Source organism: Sporosarcina sp. Y1004, from assembly GCF_057669665.1.
The window spans coordinates 35,421-58,129 of record NZ_JBYHFQ010000026.1; the positions used below are offsets into that span (position 1 = coordinate 35,421).

Here is a 22,709-nt window from a genome sequence, read left to right on the forward strand (position 1 = left end):
TTGCGCTTTTCTTAGTGTCGAAACTCCAGCGAATTTCTAATTAATCGTGAAAGTCCAATCCAGATTGAACAGCTTTCACATGCCCTGCACGGATGACAAAATCTCCAAAATGCTCGCCTTCATGTCTTTCCTTTGCATATTGGAAAAATAATGGTCTAAGCAGTTCTAGAATTTCTTCTTCACCGATATTTTCCCGGTATAATTTATTCAGCCGATCTCCAACGAAGCCAGCCCCTAGATACATATTGTATTTTCCAGGAGATTTACCGATAAAGGCTATTTCCCCCAAAGATGGACGAGAACAACCATTCGGACAGCCCGAAATACGAATAATAATCTCTTTTTCACGCAATCCTGCTTCATCCAGGATCAGTTCCATCTTATCTAGTAGCGAAGGCAGATAACGTTCGGCTTCAGCCATCGCTAACCCACAAGTTGGAAAAGCAACACAAGCCATTGAACTCCGTCGCAATGCGGAATGTTGCTGCCCATCCGTCAATCCGTATTGCTCAATCAGTTCGACAATTTTTTTCTTATTTTGACTCGAAACATTGCTGATAATCAGGTTTTGATTTGGGCTAAGTCGGAAATCCCCTGTGTGAATCTTGGCAATTTCTCGCAACCCTGTCATCAGTGGATAATCATCCAAGTCCTGGACGCGACCGTTTTGGATAAAGAGCGTGAAATGCCAATTCCCATCGCTTCCTTCCACCCATCCGTAACGATCACCATTATGTTCAAAATGATAATCACGTGCAGTTTCAAGCTCCCAACCTAATCGTTCATTGAGTTCTTTAGCGATCCAATCAAGTCCACGAGCATCAATGGTGTATTTAAAACGTGCATACTTTCGCACAGAACGATTCCCGTAATCACGTTGAATCGTAATGATTTTTTCGGCTACTTCGATAATCTGATCCGGTGTACAGAATCCAATCACCCGAGCTAACTGAGGATAAGTTTTCGTATCCCCATGCGTCATCCCCATGCCGCCTCCGACAGCGATATTGAATCCGACTAATTTATCTTCTTCTAAAACGGCAATTAGACCAAGATCCTGTGAAAAGACATCAACATCATTATTAGGTGGAACTGCTACACCAATTTTAAATTTCCTTGGTAAATAAAGTGCACCATACATTGGTTCAATTTCTACCTCTGTTTCTTGACTGTCGACTACTTTTTCACCATCAAGCCAGATTTCATGGTAAGCATTGGTCCGTGGCGATAAGTAATCACTAAGTTTCTGAGCCCAGCCATAAACCTCGGCATGTATATCTGATTGATAAGGGTTTGGATTACACATCACATTACGGTTCACATCTCCGCAAGCCGCTAGCGTGTCCATCAATGCCGCATTAATTTCCTGAATATTTTCCTTCATATTCCACTTTAAAATCCCATGCATTTGAAATGCCTGGCGGGTAGTCAATTTCAATGTTCCATTTCCAAATTTATTGGCAACTCCGTCCATTATTAACCATTGCGCCGAGGTTGCAACGCCGCCCGCAGCACGAACTCGGACCATGAACTGGTATGCAGGCTCTAATTTTTGACGTTGTCGCTCATTGCGTAAATCCCGATCATCTTGCAGATAACTCCCATGATGTTTCATCAATCGATTATCATCATCAGGTATCCCCGAACTGATTGGATATTCAAGCGTCTCCACAAGCGTTCCTCGTAAATAGTTACTCTCACTCTTAATCCGCTCAACATCACTAGGTGGACCAGGTTGTGGCGGTAGAATTATTTTTTTAGTCATGTAACTAGCTCCTCTCTCACTTGTTTCAATAGACATCTCGTTGATATCGTTTTTGTTGTTGCATATCAGCCAAATAGTCAGATGCTTCCTTAGAAGTCATGGACCCTTCTTCTTCAAGGATTCTTTCCAAAGTAGCATGGACATCCGCTGCCATATTCTTTTCATCACCACAAACGTAGAGTACAGCGCCCTCTTCCAACCACTTAAAAATAGCCTGGCTATTCTCTATCATTCGGTGCTGGACATAGACTTTGTCTTTCGTATCGCGGGAAAATGCAACATCCATTCGTGTCAATACGCCTTCTTTGAGCCATTGTTGCCATTCAACCTGATACAGGAAGTCTGTAACGAAGTGTTGTTCACCAAAGAACAACCATGTTTTTCCTTCAGCGCCAATCTCCTCGCGTTCTTCCATGAACGATCTAAAAGGAGCAATACCAGTACCAGGTCCAATCATTATCAATGGCGTGTTAGGATCTGCTGGTAATTTAAAGTTCGAGTTACGCTGAACATAAACAGGTAAATGATCTCCTGGTTGTGCACGTACAGCACATTCATTAGAACAGACCCCTACTCGGTCTCGACCGTGTGCCTCATAACGCACAGTTCCAATCGTGAGGTGTACTTCATCTGGATTTGCTTTTGAACTGCTGGCAATTGAATAGAGTCGAGCCGGTATTTTACGTAATATTGCGACAAAATCACTTGCAGAGACATCCCAGGGGGTAAAATCCCGTACAAAATCCAATAAATCACGGCCATAGATATATTCTCTGCATTCTTGCTCTCTTTCAGGTTCCAAGAGCTCCTTCAATTCATTATTAGCGGTTAATAGGTGAGCTTTTTGTAGCAATGGTTTCGTCAATACAGTGATTTCAAAGTTAGAAATTAGCGCATCGCGCAGCGGCCTTTGCTCACCCTGTTTATTGACCTGAACCGTTTCGCTAGCATCCCAGCTCATCTCCGCAATTAAGGCATCTACTAATTCAGTATCATTTTCCGGGTAAATGCCCAAGCTATCTCCCGGTTCAAACTCAAGGTTCGACCCTTCAAGTGATAGCTCAAGGTGACGCGTTTCCTTGTTAGACCCACGACCGTTTAAATTCAAATTTTCTAGAATTTCAGCTTTAAACGGATTCGTTCGAGAGTACTCCTGCAGTTCTGCAACTCCCTGTTCGACAGGTTGTTGTGCAGTTATAGAGCTGGTTCCTTGTTGCTCATTTAATGTAGCTAAAACACTCGAAAACCATTCCTCAGCAGATTCATCATAATCTAAATCACAATCGACACGCGGACTAAGCTGTTTTGCGCCTAACTCTAGTAATCGTTTTTCAAACTGTTTACCTGTCTCGCAGAAAAACTCATAAGAACTGTCTCCCAAAGACAGAACCGAAAATTGTAGATTATCCAATTTCGGAGCTCTTTTACTATGAAGAAATTCATGGAACGGCAATGCATTATCTGGTGGATCACCTTCACCATGTGTACTCACAATTAGTAGTAAATTCCCGATCTTCTTGAGCGCATTTGGCTTAAATTCGTTCATAGCCGAAAGCGTTATTTGGTACTCTTGTGCTTTCAAATTCTTCGACAGTTTTTCAGCCAAAGCTTGCCCGTTGCCAGTCTGAGATCCGTAAAGAATTGTCACTTCTTTTGAAACAACATCTATTTGCGTTACAGGAGCTTCCAGAACTGCGACGCTGCCTGACGCGACTGATTGAGCAGTTAACTGATTTGCACTCAGATATCCACCCAACCAGATTTGTTGTGTATCCGTCAGTATTGGCAAAAGTTGATTAAGGAGTTCTACCTGCTCCTGATTGAAAGGACTATTTATCACTTGAAGCGCCAAAATTTTCCACCCCACAAAAATTGTATTTTATATAGTTAACAGAAGAACTGGCGATTATTTCAATCTAATCTTCTCGTTTCTCTCTATTTGAACTACAACATTGTCTTGAATAACCAATGTGATAGAGCCATAATTCATCGTGCTCAGCATCTGTCTTACGTTTTCAATGGTTAGCTCAAGGTTTTTATCCCGTTTCTCCATAGTCCCTATTCTTCCTTTCAGACAAAGATTCTTTATTAAATAGGCTGACTGATTTGTTCTTTTTGAAGTAACTCATACACCCGTTCTACAAGTACATCCTGGACATATTTGTGATAACCTAGATTTTCACATAGAATAAGCTGCTGACCAGCAGTAGCCTGTTCCGAAATCTTTTTTTCAATGCCATTCATTAAAATACCTGTAAATAATAAGTAAGGAATAATGAAAACTTGCTTTTGCGCTGATTCCCGTAACTGCAGTAATGCTTCATCGAAATGAGGTTCCGCCCCGTAAAGAAAACAGACATTTACTTTGTTAAACGAATACTTGTCGGCAAGAAGCTGTGCAATTTCATTTAAATCATGCTTAACTGCCGGATCACTGCTTCCTCTTCCTACGAGCAGCACCTGTGCATCTTCAGTAATCGCTACATTTTGTTCTTTAACTCGATCAAATAAGCTGTCAATAATTTTCGGATGCATGCCCAATGCTTTTCCGTATGTAAATTCGATATCGGGATACATGATTTTCCCCACTTCAATTTCAAAGGGAATATCTTCATTTGCATGCGCTGCGGTTAATAAAAGTATAGGAATAACAGCGATTCTAGTGGCTCCGCGTTCCACGCACTTCGTAATACCTTCATCCACGCTTGGTACCGCGAGCTCTAAAAAACAAATTTCTTGAATCGGAACATCAATCATTGCTTGACTGCTCTGAATAAACTGAATGGCTTCTTCGACACCTGCTTTAATCCGACTACCGTGAGCAACATATAAGACTGCCTGCATGCTAATCCCCCCTTATCAAATACGCCTCAGTGTATTTGCCTCCAAATTCCGACTTTAGATTGCTCAATTATTTCCCATCAAAATTTGTAACATCGCCACAGGCTTAACTTCATTTGGTAAGGGTTTCCCCACCTTCTGAATGAAGTTAAATTGTTAGTATGCAGAAACTTCTTTAATCATTTTTTGGTTCAATCCGGTTTGTTCGAACCACTGAATCTTCTCACGCAGCTTCACTACTTCGCCGACTATAATCATGCTTGGATTTTCAATTTCGGACTGCCTAGCAATCTCGACGATAGTAGAGAGTGTTCCCGTAATCGTATATTGCGCTTCCGTTGTTCCCCAATGAACAAGAGCTACTGGCGTACTTTCAGGTCGACCATACTTTGTCAGTTGCTCACAAATATAAGGCAAGTTTCCGACGCCCATATAAATCGCAAGGGTATCAATTCCGACCGCAAGACTTTCCCAGTGAATCGAGTCGCTCTTTCCAGCACGCATATGACCTGTTACAATTGCAAAACTCGAACTTAACTCGCGATGTGTCACTGGGATACCCGCATAAGCAGGTGCTGCAATCCCAGCAGTAATTCCTGGAACCACCTCAAATGGGATTCCATTGTCCGCAAGAACTTCTGCTTCTTCAGCACCTCTCCCGAACACGAATGGATCTCCACCCTTTAATCGTGTGACGATTTTTCCTTGCTTCGCATATTTTACTAAAAAGTGATTAATCGTTTCCTGGATCATTGCATGGTAGTTTGGTAATTTCCCGCAATATATTAAGTCCGCTCCCGGTTTTGCATAAGTAAGAAGCTCTTTATTTATTAAGCGATCGTACAAGATAACATCAGCTTGTTGAATACATTTCAGCCCTTTAACGGTGATTAAATCAACATCTCCAGGTCCAGCTCCTACTATAAATACTTTTCCCATTCTTATCTCTCCTCTCACCGCTTAGTTCTAAAATAAGATTGACGTTATGAATGAATCTTTTCTTTTTGCATTCCTGCAATTAATACATCGATCACTTCGGGTCTACTAAATGTCGTTGGCAGCTTCTCTCCATTTCGGAGCATTTCTCTCACTTTCGTACCAGACAAGATTACATGGTGACTGGCATCATGCGGACATGTTTTAGGTGTTGCCATACTGTCGCATTTACTGCAATAAAAGCTATGTTCAAAAAACAATAACGTAATCCCAAGTTCCCCTAGCGTAAAATTACTAAAGATTTTCTGAGCATCATACGTACCGTAATAATTACCAACCCCCGCATGATCACGGCCGACTATGAAGTGTGTACAACCGAAATTCTTGCGTACCATCGCATGGAAAACGGCTTCCCTTGGTCCGGCATAACGCATTGCCGCTGTAAATACACCTAAAAACACATGCTCTTTCGCATAATAGTTTTCTAGTAAAACTTCATAGCTTTCCAAGCGCACATCTGCCGGAATATCATCGGATTTCGTTTCACCAACAAGCGGGTTTAAAAATAAACCATCTACAATCTCCAAAGCTGTCTTTTGAATATATTCATGTGCTCTGTGAACCGGATTTCTTGTTTGGAAACCAACGACTGTTTTCCAGCCAAGATCTTGGAACTTTTGTCTTGTTTCAATCGGGTCAAACAGATATTCCGAAAACTCATTCAATGGCCTCCGTTGAATCAGCGTTATCGTTCCACCAAGATAGACATTCGGACGTTCAAACAACTTCTTCACACCTGGATGTTCACGGTCCGTCGTTTGATAGACCAATTCAGCTTCTACTTCCTTATCGGGTGTGAAAATATCAGTTACTTCGATTACACCGTAAACGATTTCGTCTCTCACTAATTTCACAAAGTTGCCAATCGTAATTTTTTCCGCATTCTTTTCTGTCGTGGGCAATGTAATTGGAATGGTCCAAGGCTCACCCGTTGTTAACCTCATCGTATGGACGACAGAATTGTAGTCTGCTTCTGTTAGGAATCCACTTATAGGGCTATACGCCCCAGTACCAATCAAATCTAGATCACTGCTAGCAATCTCATCTAATTCAACTGTTTCAGTTAACCCTTCCAATTGAAAATCTGGATTCCAGCGATTAATTAATGTACCACCGTGCGGTTGACTCAAGCTCATATTAATTTCCTCCATTTAAGTTGATTTTTTGGTGTAATCCACACTCTGTTTTCATTTGATTTGCCCACCGGCCAGACCTTGAGCCTGACGTTGAATCACTTGGCGACGTACAGGGTACGCAACCAATACTAGGAAATCCTTGATCATGAAGGGGATTATAGGGCAATTTATATTTATCAACATAATCCCAAATATCGGTCCACGTCCAATGAATCAATGGGCAAACTTTAACTGATTGGAACGTTTCATCCTTATTCACAAATTCGGTTAAACTTCTAGACGGTGATTGTTCTCGTCGTAGCCCAGATAACCAAGCAGTCGCACTGCTTAGTGCCTCTTGAAGTGGAACAACTTTCCTCATATGGCAACAACGGTCTGGTTGTCTTTCCCATAGTTTTTCTCCATGTGCATCAGCCTGTTCTTCAACCGTTAAGGCTGGCTTTTTCATTTCTATATCGAGCTGTGGATAACGCGTTTTGATGTCATCGATGAGGGTATACGTTTCTTGAAAATGAAGCCCTGTATCCAAAAACACCACTTTTGCAGTTGGTTTTGTTTTCGAAATCAAATCAAGCATCACAATTCCTTCTACACCAAAGCTACATGCATATACAAGATCAGCATCATATTCGTCATAAGCCCATCTCAAAACATTTAAAGCACCCTTTGACTCGTCGTCAATGTTAAACGTTTCAGTAGGCTTAAACCATGTGTCATACGTTAGTTTCACCATAGAAACTTCTCCCCTCATAAAATTAATGATGTAACTTCTCTTTTTAAGACGAAGTTAACCATTCAATGGTTAAAGCCATCTATTGTTCATATGTTCGGAATTTTACATTCAGTTAGAATTCCCGTTCTACTTATGATTGAAATTAACAATATCTTTATTAATCCTATCTGTCAAGTCGGTTTAAAGGTATTCTATTCCTACAACACCAAGAAGTTACATGTCTATTGGTTTTTTCAGATATATTTATTTTCGTTTAAATAATTTACGATGACTTTAACGGATTCTTCAACGCTTAGCTTATTTGTATCAATAGTGATTTCTGGGTCAACAGGTACGTCATAAGGAGCATCGATTCCTGTGAAATTTTTCAACTCTCCCAATCTGGCTTTCTTGTAGAGTCCCTTTGTATCGCGTTCTTCACATGTTTCTAAACTAGCCTTCACGTAAACCTCGATAAATTCATTTGGTTCGACGAGGTCGCGCACTTGATCCCGATCTTCCTTGTATGGAGAAATGAACGCTGTTAACGTGAACAATCCTGCATCAATCATTAGTTTTGAGACTTCACCGATTCTACGAATATTTTCCGTTCGGTCATCTGGACTAAACCCTAAATTCTTATTTAAACCATGCCGGACATTATCTCCATCCAACCGATAGGTATGAATACCTTTTTTATGTAACGCTGTTTCTAACGCTACTGAAATCGTCGACTTTCCTGATCCTGAAAGTCCTGTAAACCATAGAATTGCACTTTTATGCCCCTTAGCTTCTTGGCGATTGTCTTTTGTTACCTCTGATTCGTGCCAAACGATATTTGTAGATTCTGTCATTATTCTCTCCCCCATTTTCTCTATTTAGTTTACAAAAAAAGACAACTTTTAAACCGATACAAATAATCGATTAAAAGATGCCTTTAGTTGTCTAATTAGCATGTATTCTATTACGTAGAAAATAAAAAACCACTTCTTAATAGTGCAAGAAGAGGTTAATTAATCGAACAAAAAATTTCTCTTCTTATCTTCTAAACTTTCGTTTAATGGAATTGGCACAGTACTAAACAGTCTGTTGCCGAGGTTTCATTGGGCCAGTCCCTCAACCTCTCTAGATAAGATATGAACTATTAAGTTGAGACCAATATTACATTATGAAAAAGACATTGTCAATGACTTATCAGATAATAAATTAAAGTCTATTGGTTTAATTGGTTTTAAATATCCTTCTTGTGTCGATAACAAAAAAGCTATCTATTTTTCATTTAAAGTTCTCAAAGAATACACGTATGACATCAGCCCCACCTATAAAGGTACCTAATGTACCTCCTAGGTTTGTGAGGACGACAACTAATAAGACTCGTGTTACCCTATTTGCCCAAAAACCTTTAATCGAAAATACATCTTCAGATAATCTTTCGAAATCGCCAACGCTTGGTCTACGGAAAAATGCCTGAACAATTCCGGATACCCACCCCGCTGCAATCAAAGGATGTAGGGTTGTTATTGGAGCCGAAACAAAGGCAGCCAAAATGGCTAGTGGATGTCCCAGTGCCGCAGCCGCACCAATTGCCGAAAGACTACCCGTCCACAATATCCAACTTAGCGCTTGGTCAAAACCCGCGGAAGGATTTGAAATAAAAGTATATGCAATTATAGAAAGAAGGAGCACTGGAATTGCCCACCCAATAATTTTAGGTAGTTTTGATTTGACGGGCGTTTGCGATAATGCTTGTAAATCATGCTCATTATGAATTTCCTTGGTAATCCCTGGAATATGTGCCGCCCCTAAAACAGCCACTACTTTTTTCCCCGGTGCATCTTTAATTTTCTGTGCTAAATACTGATCACGTTCATCAATTAAAGGCTCCTTTAGTTTCGGAAAAGTTTCTGTGAAATCGTTTAATACCGCATTTAAAGTGTCCTTTGATTTCATTTTTTCTAGGTCTTCTTCTGAAATGCTTTCTTTGCTGAATATACTATATACGACCGACGTGAGAAGTTGGCTTTTCCCCATAAAACCGATATTACCCCAAATTCTGGAGAACGTTATTTGAATATTACGATCGGCGAGCACAAGTTCTGCACCAACTTCATTTGCCGATTCAATCCCCTGAATCATTTCCTGCCCAGGCTTTATATTAAATTGTTTTGCTAAACGGTTTTGAAAGGAGGAAATTGCCAGATTCATTAAAAGTAAAGATGCTTTCTTTTCTTTTATTACCTTAAAAATATCTGTCTCCTTCCACTTGCTTCCTTCCATGATAGATTGATAACGTTGTTCATCCAATTCAATACAAACCGAATCAGGTCTCTCTCTGTCGATTACTTCTTTTACCTGATCTGCACTTTGCTTTGAAACGTGGGCTGTTCCAATAAGAATTAATTCTTTTCCATCTAAATTTATTCTCGTAATATTGTCTTCTTGCATGAACAAACATCCTTTGTAGAACTAATTTCTTATTAGTAACCTCAATCTAGTGATCACCAAAAGACGGTCTAATATTAATAATGAATCAGTTTGAAACAAAATTCAATTATATTTCATTATTAATTAAATATGAGTCATTCCACCAAGGAAAAATCGTTAGATAGAATATGTGAAATCCTTTGGCTAGACTTGCTTTAAAAACTTTTGCGTTCCTTGATCTTTAGGATATAGAAAGCTTACTTGGGTTGTTCCTTCATTCACGATATTCTACGTCACAGTTAACACTTCTCCGATCAATTCCGGAACCAAGACAGAAACTTGTTCTTCAATTTGATTTGACGTTATTATTAATTTTTATCTCTTTCTCGTACAACTTCTTTAACCACTCCTCTTGACGTTCCATCTTTATCATTCGTAAATCTGAATAGAAAAAAACCTCTTTTCAAAATAGAAAAGAGGGTTAAGCAATCATCAACTGTTACTCTAATATCTCAAGATTTCACTCTTACTGGATTTAGCACCTTTCAGTCAGACTGAGGTTGCTGATGCGCCATCAGCCAGTTCCTGAGCTTCTCTAGATGCAAAATATGAAGTTGTTAGTAATTTCAATTTATCTGTTCAATACTCCAGAGAGCGTTTTTCACAATTCAATTACTAGCGATTATTATGACCGTTACCACACTACCCTTTGGCGTTTTCTATAAACTTTATTTTCTTTATAATTCTTTTCTCCTTCTTTTCCCATACCTAAATAATGTTCACGTACTTCTTCGTTTGATAATAGGTAGTTTGCATCGCCTTGCATTACAACCCGCCCACTTTCCATAATATAGCCATAGTCAGAAATTGACAGTGCAACATTGGCATTCTGCTCAACAACTAATATAGATGTGCCCTCTTCTTGATTGATTTGTTTAATATTTTGAAAAATCTCTTTAACGAGCAGCGGTGCAATCCCTAATGAAGGTTCATCCAGTAATAATAGCTTTGGTTTTGCCATAATGCCTCTGCCAATTGCAAGCATTTGCTGCTCCCCACCAGACAGGAATCCCGCTTTTTGGTTTTGAAGAGCTTTAAGTTTTGCAAAATAAGTGTAAATCTTTTCTATATCAGACTTGATATTAGAACGATCCTTCCGTGTATAAGCTCCAGCCATTAAATTTTCTTCAACAGTTAGATCTTTAAATACACGTCTTCCCTCCATGCATAGGAATATTCCCTTTCTAACAATTACGTCAGGTGTGATATCGTTTATTTTTTCACCTTCAAATTCGATAGTTCCATCAGTTATTTGTCCTCCATCACCGGAAAGCAAACCTGAAATCGCTTTTAAAGTTGTCGACTTACCTGCTCCGTTGCTGCCCAGTAAGGCAATTATATTACCTTCAGGAACATGAAGTGACATCCCTTTCAATGCAAGAATATTTTTCGAGTAAACTGCTTCAATATTTTTGACATGGAGCATTTATTTCCTCCTTCCACCAAAGAAAACAAAAAGGTAAGCATATGAATATCAATTACTATTCCCATTCTTGTTTCTGGATGCACTGGTTTAGTATGGGTTGTCCATTTTAAATTAATCGTTGTAGCTAAAGTAATCAGTCAACGGTTCCCATTGTCCGTCTTTTACGATACCTAGACGTGTCTGCTCAGTACCCATATGACTTTCTGCGCTAAAACTGACCGGAGCACCCAATCCACCGAGGTCTAAATCCTTAATAGATTCAATACCTGTACGGATCTCCTCCCCTGTAAGATCACCATCTGGATGTACTTTTGCAGCCTCTTCAATCCCAGCTACTAATATTTTCGCAGTCGTCCATCCTTGAATGAACTTCTGATTAATATCCTCAAGCGTCTTGCCTTCAGCTTCCAAATACTCTTTCACATCAGCCATACCTGGTAGGTCTTCATAAGGCAGTGCATGTGATAGGATTCCGATATATCCTTCAGCAATTTCTTCACCTACAATAGCTATAACGCCTTCACCAGAAGCCCAGTTTAAACCGATGAATTGTGTTTCAATATCAAGTGTTTTAGCATCTCTTAAGATTGTTGCTGTTGCTCCCCATGTTTCCTGAATAATTGCATAGTCAGGATTTTTCTTTTTCATATTTAATAATTGGGATTGAGCCTCTGTTGCTTGAACGTCAACTATTTGCTCATCAACAATTTCAATACCAATTTCGGCAGCATAGGCTTTAATATCTTCAATTGGTGACCGTCCGAACGCTGTGTCATTATATAATAACGCTACTGTCGGATCAGATCCTTTATGATTCTCTTGTATCCATTTCAATACAGAACGGCCTTGATCCGAGTACGATGCAGCTACCAGGAAATTATATGGACTTTCGCCAAGATCTTTCAAGCTCTCGGAGTATGAAGCAGAGAAGAACGGGAGTTTATCATTTGCTACTTGCTGACGCAACGCTTCCGTATCACCAGTCCCCCAACCGAGTATGGCTGAAACTTTTTCTTTATCTCGGAGTGCCTGATAGATTTTTTGCGCTTCCGGAATAGCATAAGCATAATCTTTTCCGTTCAGTTCAATATTCAACCCTTCAACTCCGCCTTTATTCTTTAGATGTTTGAAATATGCTTGTTCTCCCTCGGCGTAAGGTGTCCCAACATCACCAGTTGCTCCTGTAATATCGTATAGTCCACCAATTACAACCGTTCGTTCTCCATCTGCGGCTTTTTCGCTCGCGTCTCCCTCTTCTTCAGCACATGCACCAAGAATTAATACCAACATGATACCGATTAAAGAAACGATAAATTTACTTTTTCTGTTTTTCAAAAATACTCCCCCTTTTTTATCATATGGAAAGAAACCCGCATACATTGTTTGATGATAGGTTTCGGAATCCCGTTCGTTTTAATAAGAAAATGGCCACAATTTGAAGTACTTCTTAATATTGAGCCAGATATGAGCCAATCCTCCCGGTTCAAATATTAAAAACAAAATAATAACTGCTCCAAAAGTAAAGTCTTTAAAAGCGGAAAATAGTTGGTACAAATCAGGCATCAAACCTGCCATAACATCGATGATTACCCCAAGACTTACAGGCAGGAGTGTAATAAATACAGCTCCTAGAATCGAGCCAAATACACTGCCTAGACCACCGATTAAAATCATTGCCAAATATTCGATTGAAACGTGAAAATTATAAAGTTCCGGGCTAACAATCATTGTGTAGTGTGCCAACAATGCACCAGCAATCCCGACAAAAAACGAACTAATTGCAAATGCCATGACTTTATATTTAAATAAATTTATCCCCATAATTTGTGCCGCAATATCACGATCGCGGACAGCCAAGAAAGCTCTTCCAGTTCGAGTTCTTATTAAATTTGTTGCATACATCACAGTAATTAGAAGGATGATGACACATAGATAGTAATAACCGGTATTACTAGATAAAGAAAACTCCCCAATAGTAGGACGGCTCAAGACCATGCCTGCTGTACCGCCCGTCAAACTATCCCATCTGCTGATAACAAATAGAATTATGACTTGAGCAGCCAAGGTAGCGATTGCTAAGTACAAGCCCTTCAAGCGGAGTGATGGAATTCCAAAAAGACCACCTATAAGCGCTGTCACAATCCCCGCTAATGGTAACGAAATCCAAAAGCTTAAACCATATGTTGATGTTAATATCGCTGAAGTGTAGCCGCCTACACCAAGAAACGCTCCCACACCTATTGAGATTTGACCTGTAAAACCGGTCAAAATATTAAGCCCGATAGCTCCAACAGAAGCGATTGCACACAGTGTTAACAACCCGATCCAATAACTGGATGTGAAAAGTGGCAGTGAAAGAACGAATAGAACGATGAGTAGTGCTTTAATTTTAGCTCCAGTAGTTCCAAACATTTTCATATCATCACTATAGGTAGTTTTATAGTTCCCGCTTTCCCTCACAAATGGATTTCGCACTTCGTCACACCCTTTCAATTCCTCGACTGCCAAACAAACCATATGGTTTTAACATCAATATGAACAGAACTACAATAAATGGAGCTACTTCTTTCAAACCTCCTCCTATCAGGGGATCCAAATAGCCTCCAGCCATGTTTTGCAGAATACCGATGATGAAGCCTCCTACAATCGCTCCTAGAACACTGTCAAGACCCCCGAGAATAACAACGGGTAAGACGGTTAGACCTATAGCAGCCATTGTAGGGCTTAGTCCATTTATATTCCCAAGCAAGACACCCCCGACAGCGGCAACAACGGATGCAATTGCCCAAGTTGCCGCATAGACATATTTCACACTGATTCCCATCGACTGTGCCGCTTGACGATCGTCAGCAACTGCACGCATGGCAATCCCCATTTTAGAAAATTTAAAGAACACTGAAAATAAAACAAGAAGCCCAATGACAACAATAAATGACCAAAGATAAACGGGAGTTATAATGACACCAGAAAAATTAATTGGAGTTGATGGGAAAACTTGTGGAAATGTTCTTGTTTGATGTCCCCAAATCATATGCACTGCTCCACCCAGAAGACTAGATAAGCCAATAGTAGCCATGATAACGGATACAACTGGCGCATTCTGAATAGGTCTTATAACTAACCTTTCGATAACCAATCCCAGAATGGCACTAAAGATAAGGGTAATTATTAATGCAAAAATGAACGGTATTTTATAAGCGGTCATGAGGATTAAACAGATATAAGGTCCAATAATAACAAATTCCCCATTCGCTAAATTCAATGCACCACTTGCCCTATAGATCAAGACAAAACCCAGTGCAACAAGTCCATAAATACTTCCAACTACTATTCCTGTAACAAGCATTTGAAGAAAAAATGTCATATTTTATGCCACCTCCTGCTTAATTTTTAACTGAATGACCTGTAAACTGATCTCCTCAACAGATTCTAATTCCGAAGCGGTAATTACCACTTCGTGAGTATCGGAATACATTCCATCAATAAGCATCTGATATTTTTCTTCAATGAATTTTCTTCTTACTTTTAGTGTTCGTGTGAGTTCCCCTTCATCCCCAGAAAACTGCTTGTGTAATATAGAAAACTTCTTTACTCTTGCATACGACGGAACAAGATTCATTAATTCAGTGACTTGCTTTTCTATGAGATCTACAACTTGAGGATGTCTTGAAAGATCTGAGTACTCAGTGTAAACGACACGGTTTTTATCCGCCCAACGACCGACACTTTTTAAATCAATGTTTAGAATAGCTGTCATATATGGCCTATCTTTACCAAAGCATACAGCCTCTTGAATAAATGGACTCGATTTCAATTTATTTTCCAATATTCTAGGATAAATAAGCTCTCCTTTTTGCGTGGTAATAATGTCTTCTTGTCGATCAAGAATATGCAGATGTCCATCTTCATCCAATCGTCCACAATCACCGAGTGTAATCCAGCCATCTACCACTAACTTACGATCTTCTTCATTCAGGTATTCTGCGAAGATAGCAGCATTTTTTACAAAAACAGCACCATTTTCTCCAATTTTAACTTCAGTATTTGGAAGTGGAACACCGGAACTTTCAGCTTTTATATCGTCATCACGCTGAACAAATGCAATTCCCGCGAGCTCCGTACCACCATATGTCTGCTTCAAGTTTACTCCGATGCTATGAAAAAATAGAAAGGCTTCTGTTTGAAGTTCAGCCCCCGCCACGTATGCCCTTCTTGTTCTAGATAAACCAAGATGATCACGAATCGCACTAAAAACAAACCAATCGCCAAGTTTGTACATTAACTTATCGCCTATTGGCATTTGCTGTTTATTAAGGCTCGCTTGTGCCATTTTGTCACCGTATTTCTTGAATATAGTAAAGACCTTTTTCTTTAACCAACTGGCCCCTTCAATACGTAACGTAAAATTTGACATTAACGTTTGATAGACTCTTGGTGGCGCTAAAAGTGTTTGGGGTCCAATCTCGCGTAAATCACCTACAACGGTATGGGGCTTTTCGGGAAAATTAACGACTGTTCCAGTTGTTAAAGGTATTACGATGCTTAACTCCTGCTCATGAATCCAGGAAAGTGGTAAAAATGAAAAGTAATCATCTTTCTTGCTCATTTTATCAACCAAGATGAGGCTTTTCGCCGCTTCGACTAAATTGTTATGTGTCAGTACTACACCTTTTGGGTTACCGGTTGTTGCTGCGCTGTATGCAATAATCGCATGATCTGTCCCGAGCGAACGCTCAGTTTGATTGCGATAAAAATTAATTCTGTCTTTTTTAAGTGATTGACCAGTCACCAACAGATCCTCAAAGTCTATTAACTTTGGATGTTTGTAATGTCTCATTCCTTGATTATTATAAAAAATGATATGTTCTACAAGCGGTATCAGTGGTTCAATTTCAAGTAACTTATCGACTTGTTCTTGATCTTCAACAACAACGATACGTGCTTTGCAATCGTTTAAATAATAAACAATCTGTTCGGGTAGTGATTCCTGGTAAACCCCAACCGAAATACCGCCTAACACTTGGGCTGCCATTTGTGAATAAAGCCATTGGGGTCTATTCTCTCCTATAATAGCTAGTTTTTCGCCGCGTTTGAAATCATACTTTTCAGATAAGCCAATTGCAAGTTGCTCTACTTTTTCAAAATAGTGACCCCAAGTAATTTCATTCCAAATACCTAGATGTTTTTGCCTTAAAGCAACTTCATTTTCTGCCTTTAAAGCCTGTTCAGCTAAAAGATTAGGTAACGTTATTTCTGATTTCATCGCTTGGTCCCCCTTCTAAATAACTGTTTCTTCCCCGATATAGGCTTTGATAACATCCGGATTTCTTTGTATTTCTTCCGGAGTTCCAAAACCAATCCGTTTCCCGAAATCTAATACTGCGATATGGTCAGATAAATTCATAACGATACTCAGATCATGTTCTATTAATACCACGGTTATTTCCATAACCTCATGCATATCTAAAATGAAACGTGCCATCAGATCTTTTTCTGAATTATTCATCCCCGCCATTGGTTCATCCAATAGTATTAATTCTGGCCCCAGTGCCAATGCCCTGCCAACCTCGACACGTTTTTGCAAACCATATGGAAGTGTACCAACCGGCGTATGCCGGATGTCTTGAAGCTCTAAAAACTCAATGACTTCCTCAACTTTTTTTCGATGTTCAATTTCTTCGTTGGAAGATTTCCCGAAATATAATCCACCACTTATCGCACCAGAACTCATTAACGTATGACGGCCGAGCTTCAAATTATCGAGAACGGACATATGGGCAAATAACGCTATATTCTGAAAAGCACGGGCGATTCCCAGCGTTGTCCGATTATATGGTTTCATATTTACAATTTCTTGACCATTAAATCGTATTGAACCGTTAGTTGGTTGATATAAGCCACTTATGCAGTTTAGCATGCTCGTTTTCCCTGCACCATTCGGCCCTATAAGCGAAAAAATTTCTCCTTTTTCGATATGATAACTGACATTATCCAAAGCTTTTACCCCACCAAATTGTAAAGACACATTTTCTATTTCCAGTATAGGTCCCAGCATGAAGCCCCCCTTTATTACATTTGTAAATGTTTTGTAAGCGTTAACAAGAATAATACTTTATGATCAATAGAGTTGTCAATACAATTTTCACACTTTTCAGACACGCAATTTATAACACTTTTATTAAATGGTATACCTCCTTAATACGGCATTGTTTCAACAGAATTAAATATTATGTCGAATACTTTATGAATGGAAGGTTCGAATTTGATTACAACGACAAAAAAACACCTATTACGACAATAGTGTCATAAAAGATGTCCTTATAGTTATTCGACATTCAACAAGAACTTTCTCGTTCTTTCCTCTTTAGGCATTTGAAATATTTCTGTGGATGTTCCTTGTTCAATAATTAAACCATCATCCATAAATACAACCCTGTCAGCTACATCTTTGGCAAAATTCATTTCATGTGTCACAATCACCATTGTCATTCCTTCAGCAGCCAGATCTTTAATTACTTGCAGTACCTCTCGTACAAGCTCGGGGTCAAGAGCGGAGGTAGGTTCGTCAAATAGCATGACAAGCGGATTTAAAGCGAGCGACCTGGCAATTGCTACTCTTTGCTGTTGTCCGCCCGAAAGTTGCGCTGGATAGTGGTTGCAACGATCACCCAGTCCAACTTTTATTAGAAGGGCTTCAGCCAACTTTTTTGCTTCATTTCGTTTAGTCCCATGAATGACAATAGGCCCTTCCATGACATTTTCAATTGCAGTTTTATGGGGAAATAGATTAAATGATTGGAAGACAAATCCAGTCTTTTTTCTTAACTCTCGAATGTTTTTTTTTCGTTTACGTTCTAACTTCCCACCTGCAAGCACTTTAAATTCACCAATTTGAATAACACCAGCTGTAGGTTCTTCTAAAAAGGTGAGGCACCGTAGCAAAGTTGATTTTCCAGAACCGCTCGGACCCATTAATACGACCACTTCGCTCTTTTCAATTGTCAAATCGATTCCTTGCAATACTTCATTTAATCCAAAGCTCTTTTTCAAATTAGTAATTTGAATAATGCTCATAGTTTACCACCTCACATATTTTCAATTCTATTTTTTACCGAACCAAGTATTTAGAAGTCTTAATTTCAAGTCTATTTAAAAGTGTTGTAAAGAAAGTGATTAATACCCAATAAATTGCTGCGGCCGTTAAATAGATTGTTAATGGCTCAAACGTTTTAGCTATTATTAAACTCGACATTTGTAATAGTTCTGTTACTGTTATGACTGAAACCAGTGATGTATCCTTAATGAGCACGATAAATGTATTTGACAAAGTTGGTATTGCTATACGCATACTCTGTGGTAATATTATTCTTTTTAATGCCTGTGAATAAGTCATTCCCATGGACATAGCTGCCTCCATCTGCCCATTATCAACGGCAAGTATGGATGCCCGGAAAGACTCTGACAAGTAAGCCCCAGCGTTTAAGCTTAAAGCCAATATCCCGGAAGATATTGGGTCTAGGGTAATTCCTATTTGAGGCAAACCATAGTAAATAACGAATATTTGTACCAACAGCGGTGTTCCTCTTATGATGGAAATGTATGTGCTTGCTATTCCATTCAAAATCCTTACTTTTACGATTCGTATGATTGCAGTGAAAAACCCAATAATGAGTGCGATAACAATTGATATTGCCGCCAAGAGAATAGTCATTAATGTCGCTTTTAGCAGAGATGGCAAAGAATCAATAATAATTGCGGCGTCCATAAATCCCCCTCCTGTCTGACAATTAATCTGATAAGTTAATATATATATATAATGAAATAAAGAATCCCATTGAACCTGATGTAGCGCTAGGGGATGCCTGCGGCAAAAAAGCCAAGCAGGCATCGACGCTAACCTCACTGCTCCGACTGCCCCTTGTAAGTCACTTACTCTGTATACATTTGTTCAAGATATATAGTTACATTATTGTTTCTTCCTTACATTCAATTTCAATTCCAACACTATTCAACTCATCTATAAACGGCTGAAATCTATCCCTAATAATTAAACTTTCAATCGGTACTACGCCTGTCTCAGGTATTATTTTTAACGCAATCCACTTAGCTACAAGAGCTGCTGGAAGAGCAGTCGTTTTTGCCATTGATGTAATATTTCGTTCATGGTCAAAAAGATCAATCATTTCCCATGTATACTTTTTAGATTTTCCATCTTTCACCCCACTGACCTCTACCCTCACAATTGTTATATCTTCATTTGAGTCAGATATCATTTTAGCTGTAAGAATTTTTTCCGCAACTGCTCGTGGAGTAGTTACTGTTCCTTCTATGGATATTTCTTCTGTGTCTAAAAATCCTAATTCACTTAAAACACCCATTTTCCCCCAATGACCAGGATAGCGGGCTGTTTTTTCATATAGATTTTTAACTTTGTCCTTTAGCACAAATGCTGTGCTATGTGCATCTGTTATAACCGTTTCACAAACACCTACCGGGTCTGAAAAAATAACTTCTTCAAGTCCCGATAAAGGGGGCAATTTTATAAGCTTTCCGTCCTGTACAGCCATCGCGGGTTTTGTGTATAAACCAAGTACACTTTCTAACCGGAAAACTACTTGATACCAAAGAGGTGGAACAGGATGCCTTGGAATACCACCACAAGTCATAATTGCTTCGTCAGCTTCATCCAGCAATTCTATACCTTGTGCCGCTAAAAAGTTCGTTATACCTGGTGCAACACCGCACCCGGGAATGATAATAACACCTGCTTCTTGCGCCTCATCATGTAATGCTATTTTTTCAATGAAGTCTGAACCGACAAGATCTACAAGGTGGCATTTTGCTCTTATAGCTGCCTTCACTGCTATTAAACTTAAGGAATGTGGTAGACAAGCTACTGCTATATCGGCACCTTTTAGGATATTGAAAATATCCTCTTCTGTTTCCAACGGCGCTACTACCCCATTTACTTTTGGACTATTTGCATTTTCCAGACACTTCTCAATGCTATCTTGTCTTCCATCAACTGCTGTAACTTTATCTACTACGGAAAACTTAGCGATTTCACTGACCACTGTAGTTCCAATCATTCCAGTTCCTAATATGATAATATGCAATTTACATACCTCCCTTATCTACGGTTGCAGGATAAAGAAAACATAGAGTGATCAATAATCTTTATTGATCACTCTATGCGTACGGTTATTTTTCTAAAGGTTCTGTCCCGAACCATTTTTTGTATATTTCATTATAAGTACCATCTTCTTTCATTTCACTCAGGGCTTCATTGACTTTTGAAATAAAGTCTTCATTTCCTTTATTGACAGCCATTCCAATTTCGTCTTTATTTAATATTCCACTAGTTATTTTTAAAGGAAGATTATTCTCTTTTATATTGTAGCTCATTAATAACTGGTCGTTTATAATGACATCCAATCGTTTGTTCGTCAAATCCTGAATGTAATCACTGACAGCTTTGTATAACTTTACATCGGCCCCATCTACACTATTCGCAACCTCTTCAAATGTAGTTCCGCCCCCAACACCGACTTTTTTTCCTGAAATATCTTCAAGTTCCGTAATACCATCTGTTTCTTCACGGGTAACCAATACAGATCCGGTTATTACATAAGGGTCAGTAAAATCAACGCTTTTTTTACGTTCCTCAGTAACGGTCATCTGTCCAATGATAATGTCGAATTTATCGGCCTTCAGACCTCCAATTAACCCATCCCACTTTGTTGCGATGAATTTTGCCTCAACACCTAACTTTCTTGCGATTTCGTTGGAAATATCAACGTCAAATCCCTGGAACTCATCTTTGTCATCTAAAAAGTTAAAAGGTGGATATGTTCCTTCGAAAGCAACATGCAATGTATTGGATTTTTCAATGCGATCCATCACGCTTTTAGTGCCGCTTTCCTTACCTTTATTTTCATCTGTATTCTCGCTTTTCACTTCATTTGAACCGCAACCTGCAATTATAGTAATCATAAAAATGGTGATAATCGTCAAAATAATATTCCTCTTCATCTCATATCCCCCTTTAAAAATCACAGAAATACAAACAGCTACTATACAACTATTCTACGTATCTGACTTTATTCCTATTCCTTCATTATAAAACAAATGTTACCAGAGGTCAATTGACTTATATGAAAATTCAGTCAACTGGAAGAGGAAATGACTATATGAGCATCGCATTTTTATAATCTGTTTGATTTAAAACTGCCGCATATCTGTTGGGAGCTTCCAATACTGTGCCGTTAATGTATTTATAGACCAGGCAGATTATGCATCCTTCGAATGTCGGATACTAACGGAAATGAACCTCTATATGAATGTATGATTTTCATTATCAGTGGCATTCTAATCTTTATTATAATTTGAAAGGATTGAATAAATTTGTATTACTACAAAGAAGAGCTCATTAATATAATCACCCCTGATAAACCAGATCCAGAAGCCGCAAGAGTCTTGCAAGAAATTCTAGGTGGGCATTATGGCGAAATGAGAACTATGATGCAATACTTTTTCCAAAGTTCTAATTTCAGGGGTAAAGATACTCAATATCGAGATTTGCTTCGAGGTGTTTTCTTAGAAGAAATCGCACATGTAGAACTCGTGCAAAATACAATTAACCAGTTATTAAATGATTCTGGAGAATCTGCAGTTCCAGGGAATGCAGGTGTGGATCATGCTCCTCTGAATGACGCAACTAGACACGCTAACCCGCATCACTATATTATTGGAGCGCAAGCCTCTTTGCCTGTCGATGCTGCCGGTAACCCCTGGAACGGTTCTTGGGTTTATTCACATGGAAATCTTATAGCTGATTTACTTGACAACTTGGTTCTTGAGTCAACTGGAGTACTACAAAAGACGCGTATATACGAAATGAGTTCAAATAAAACTTTCCGGGAAACGCTTGCTTTTCTTATCGTACGGGATAATGCGCATCAAAATGCTTTTGCTAAAGCGTTAGAGACATTGGGTGTGGATTGGGGCAAACTTTTCCCTGTACCGAACTATGATATAAATAAGTATCCTGAATGTAGAAAGTTTGTTGAGATGGGGTACCATAATGCACAGTTCAATTTCAGATTAGACCCTACCCGAATCGGTGAAATATTCCAAGGTCAATCTCCTAGTAGGAACAATGGAACACTTTCAGTAACGGATCCTCCAAAAGGGTTTCCGGTTCCTTTAATGCCTGACATGCCAAATGAACATAGTCCAGGTATACAGGACTTGAGCACCTAAATTAAATCGGTCCCTTTACTAGGGACTGATTTTTTGTAGTGCGCCCAGCATGGGCGTAGTCTATAGGGTGCAAGTCCCGAACTGTGA

At 39.2% G+C, this 22,709-nt stretch carries 20 protein-coding genes and 2 riboswitches; of the genes, 1 reads left to right on the top strand and 19 read right to left on the bottom strand.

Translation table 11 applies throughout. The annotated features are described in order from the left end of the window. Positions 1-40: 40 nt before the first annotated feature. The 19 genes from cysI to AC25Y6_RS15645 form a co-directional block, all read right to left on the bottom strand. Positions 41-1,765, bottom strand: coding sequence for an assimilatory sulfite reductase (NADPH) hemoprotein subunit (gene cysI, locus AC25Y6_RS15555; protein ID WP_482100659.1), 1,725 nt, complete (start codon positions 1,763-1,765; stop codon positions 41-43). 25 nt (positions 1,766-1,790) lie between these two features. Then, the gene (locus AC25Y6_RS15560) at positions 1,791-3,617 is read right to left on the bottom strand and encodes an assimilatory sulfite reductase (NADPH) flavoprotein subunit (RefSeq protein ID WP_488143684.1); all 1,827 of its coding nucleotides are present in this window, start codon (positions 3,615-3,617) and stop codon (positions 1,791-1,793) included. Between the two features lie 54 nt (positions 3,618-3,671). After that, complete coding sequence (locus AC25Y6_RS15565) at positions 3,672-3,818, bottom strand: YezD family protein (RefSeq protein ID WP_488143674.1); 147 nt, start codon at positions 3,816-3,818, stop codon at positions 3,672-3,674. 35 nt (positions 3,819-3,853) lie between these two features. Beyond that, on the bottom strand, positions 3,854-4,609 hold the full coding sequence (locus AC25Y6_RS15570; RefSeq protein ID WP_488143675.1) for a sirohydrochlorin chelatase: 756 nt from the start codon (positions 4,607-4,609) through the stop codon (positions 3,854-3,856). 153 nt (positions 4,610-4,762) lie between these two features. Continuing rightward, complete coding sequence (gene cobA, locus AC25Y6_RS15575) at positions 4,763-5,545, bottom strand: uroporphyrinogen-III C-methyltransferase (RefSeq protein ID WP_482100663.1); 783 nt, start codon at positions 5,543-5,545, stop codon at positions 4,763-4,765. A gap of 44 nt (positions 5,546-5,589) precedes the next feature. After that, the gene (gene sat / locus AC25Y6_RS15580) at positions 5,590-6,738 is read right to left on the bottom strand and encodes a sulfate adenylyltransferase (protein ID WP_488143676.1); all 1,149 of its coding nucleotides are present in this window, start codon (positions 6,736-6,738) and stop codon (positions 5,590-5,592) included. Position 6,739: 1 nt separating this feature from the next. Then, positions 6,740-7,471: a phosphoadenylyl-sulfate reductase gene (locus tag AC25Y6_RS15585; RefSeq protein WP_488143677.1), complete on the bottom strand. Its 732-nt coding sequence runs from the start codon at positions 7,469-7,471 to the stop codon at positions 6,740-6,742. Between the two features lie 233 nt (positions 7,472-7,704). Continuing rightward, positions 7,705-8,304 (bottom strand): adenylyl-sulfate kinase, encoded by a 600-nt coding sequence (gene cysC / locus AC25Y6_RS15590; RefSeq protein WP_488140155.1) that lies wholly within the window; start codon positions 8,302-8,304, stop codon positions 7,705-7,707. 181 nt (positions 8,305-8,485) lie between these two features. Next, positions 8,486-8,586, bottom strand: a riboswitch (SAM riboswitch). Positions 8,587-8,725: 139 nt separating this feature from the next. After that, complete coding sequence (locus AC25Y6_RS15595) at positions 8,726-9,895, bottom strand: TraB/GumN family protein (protein ID WP_482105186.1); 1,170 nt, start codon at positions 9,893-9,895, stop codon at positions 8,726-8,728. A gap of 481 nt (positions 9,896-10,376) precedes the next feature. Beyond that, positions 10,377-10,480, bottom strand: a riboswitch (SAM riboswitch). An 88-nt stretch (positions 10,481-10,568) separates the two neighbouring features. Then, positions 10,569-11,360: an ABC transporter ATP-binding protein gene (locus AC25Y6_RS15600; RefSeq protein ID WP_488143678.1), complete on the bottom strand. Its 792-nt coding sequence runs from the start codon at positions 11,358-11,360 to the stop codon at positions 10,569-10,571. 111 nt (positions 11,361-11,471) lie between these two features. Beyond that, positions 11,472-12,650: an ABC transporter substrate-binding protein gene (locus tag AC25Y6_RS15605; protein WP_488143685.1), complete on the bottom strand. Its 1,179-nt coding sequence runs from the start codon at positions 12,648-12,650 to the stop codon at positions 11,472-11,474. Positions 12,651-12,773: 123 nt separating this feature from the next. Beyond that, entirely contained in the window at positions 12,774-13,835 is a 1,062-nt protein-coding gene (locus AC25Y6_RS15610; protein WP_482105189.1) for a branched-chain amino acid ABC transporter permease, read from the bottom strand. 4 nt (positions 13,836-13,839) lie between these two features. Then, complete coding sequence (locus AC25Y6_RS15615; RefSeq protein ID WP_488143679.1) at positions 13,840-14,724, bottom strand: branched-chain amino acid ABC transporter permease; 885 nt, start codon at positions 14,722-14,724, stop codon at positions 13,840-13,842. Positions 14,725-14,727: 3 nt separating this feature from the next. Beyond that, positions 14,728-16,623, bottom strand: coding sequence for an AMP-binding protein (locus AC25Y6_RS15620; RefSeq protein WP_488143680.1), 1,896 nt, complete (start codon positions 16,621-16,623; stop codon positions 14,728-14,730). 15 nt (positions 16,624-16,638) lie between these two features. Then, on the bottom strand, positions 16,639-17,415 hold the full coding sequence (locus tag AC25Y6_RS15625; RefSeq protein WP_482105192.1) for an ABC transporter ATP-binding protein: 777 nt from the start codon (positions 17,413-17,415) through the stop codon (positions 16,639-16,641). Positions 17,416-17,684: 269 nt separating this feature from the next. After that, positions 17,685-18,428 (bottom strand): amino acid ABC transporter ATP-binding protein, encoded by a 744-nt coding sequence (locus AC25Y6_RS15630; protein ID WP_488143686.1) that lies wholly within the window; start codon positions 18,426-18,428, stop codon positions 17,685-17,687. Between the two features lie 40 nt (positions 18,429-18,468). Continuing rightward, positions 18,469-19,125, bottom strand: coding sequence for an amino acid ABC transporter permease (locus AC25Y6_RS15635; protein WP_482100669.1), 657 nt, complete (start codon positions 19,123-19,125; stop codon positions 18,469-18,471). A 196-nt stretch (positions 19,126-19,321) separates the two neighbouring features. Next, entirely contained in the window at positions 19,322-20,476 is a 1,155-nt protein-coding gene (locus AC25Y6_RS15640; RefSeq protein ID WP_488143681.1) for a saccharopine dehydrogenase family protein, read from the bottom strand. A gap of 85 nt (positions 20,477-20,561) precedes the next feature. Continuing rightward, complete coding sequence (locus tag AC25Y6_RS15645; protein WP_482105194.1) at positions 20,562-21,392, bottom strand: transporter substrate-binding domain-containing protein; 831 nt, start codon at positions 21,390-21,392, stop codon at positions 20,562-20,564. A 372-nt stretch (positions 21,393-21,764) separates the two neighbouring features. On the opposite strand from AC25Y6_RS15645, the gene AC25Y6_RS15650 reads away from it, so the two are divergent. Then, positions 21,765-22,622: a manganese catalase family protein gene (locus AC25Y6_RS15650; RefSeq protein WP_488143682.1), complete on the top strand. Its 858-nt coding sequence runs from the start codon at positions 21,765-21,767 to the stop codon at positions 22,620-22,622. Positions 22,623-22,709: the final 87 nt, after the last annotated feature.

What these genes read in the sequence shown, in the direction of transcription:
- AC25Y6_RS15585 (WP_488143677.1), bottom strand. Translation starts at nt 7,471, where the DNA reads ATGGTGAAACTAACGTATGACACATGGTTTAAGCCTACTGAAACGTTT.
- AC25Y6_RS15565 (WP_488143674.1), bottom strand. Translation starts at nt 3,818, where the DNA reads ATGGAGAAACGGGATAAAAACCTTGAGCTAACCATTGAAAACGTAAGA.
- AC25Y6_RS15620 (WP_488143680.1), bottom strand. Translation starts at nt 16,623, where the DNA reads ATGAAATCAGAAATAACGTTACCTAATCTTTTAGCTGAACAGGCTTTA.
- AC25Y6_RS15600 (WP_488143678.1), bottom strand. Translation starts at nt 11,360, where the DNA reads ATGCTCCATGTCAAAAATATTGAAGCAGTTTACTCGAAAAATATTCTT.
- AC25Y6_RS15635 (WP_482100669.1), bottom strand. Translation starts at nt 19,125, where the DNA reads ATGGACGCCGCAATTATTATTGATTCTTTGCCATCTCTGCTAAAAGCG.
- AC25Y6_RS15605 (WP_488143685.1), bottom strand. Translation starts at nt 12,650, where the DNA reads ATGTTGGTATTAATTCTTGGTGCATGTGCTGAAGAAGAGGGAGACGCG.
- AC25Y6_RS15615 (WP_488143679.1), bottom strand. Translation starts at nt 14,724, where the DNA reads ATGACATTTTTTCTTCAAATGCTTGTTACAGGAATAGTAGTTGGAAGT.
- AC25Y6_RS15625 (WP_482105192.1), bottom strand. Translation starts at nt 17,415, where the DNA reads ATGCTGGGACCTATACTGGAAATAGAAAATGTGTCTTTACAATTTGGT.
- cysC (WP_488140155.1), bottom strand. Translation starts at nt 8,304, where the DNA reads ATGACAGAATCTACAAATATCGTTTGGCACGAATCAGAGGTAACAAAA.
- AC25Y6_RS15645 (WP_482105194.1), bottom strand. Translation starts at nt 21,392, where the DNA reads ATGAAGAGGAATATTATTTTGACGATTATCACCATTTTTATGATTACT.
- cysI (WP_482100659.1), bottom strand. Translation starts at nt 1,765, where the DNA reads ATGACTAAAAAAATAATTCTACCGCCACAACCTGGTCCACCTAGTGAT.
- AC25Y6_RS15595 (WP_482105186.1), bottom strand. Translation starts at nt 9,895, where the DNA reads ATGCAAGAAGACAATATTACGAGAATAAATTTAGATGGAAAAGAATTA.
- AC25Y6_RS15570 (WP_488143675.1), bottom strand. Translation starts at nt 4,609, where the DNA reads ATGCAGGCAGTCTTATATGTTGCTCACGGTAGTCGGATTAAAGCAGGT.
- cobA (WP_482100663.1), bottom strand. Translation starts at nt 5,545, where the DNA reads ATGGGAAAAGTATTTATAGTAGGAGCTGGACCTGGAGATGTTGATTTA.
- sat (WP_488143676.1), bottom strand. Translation starts at nt 6,738, where the DNA reads ATGAGCTTGAGTCAACCGCACGGTGGTACATTAATTAATCGCTGGAAT.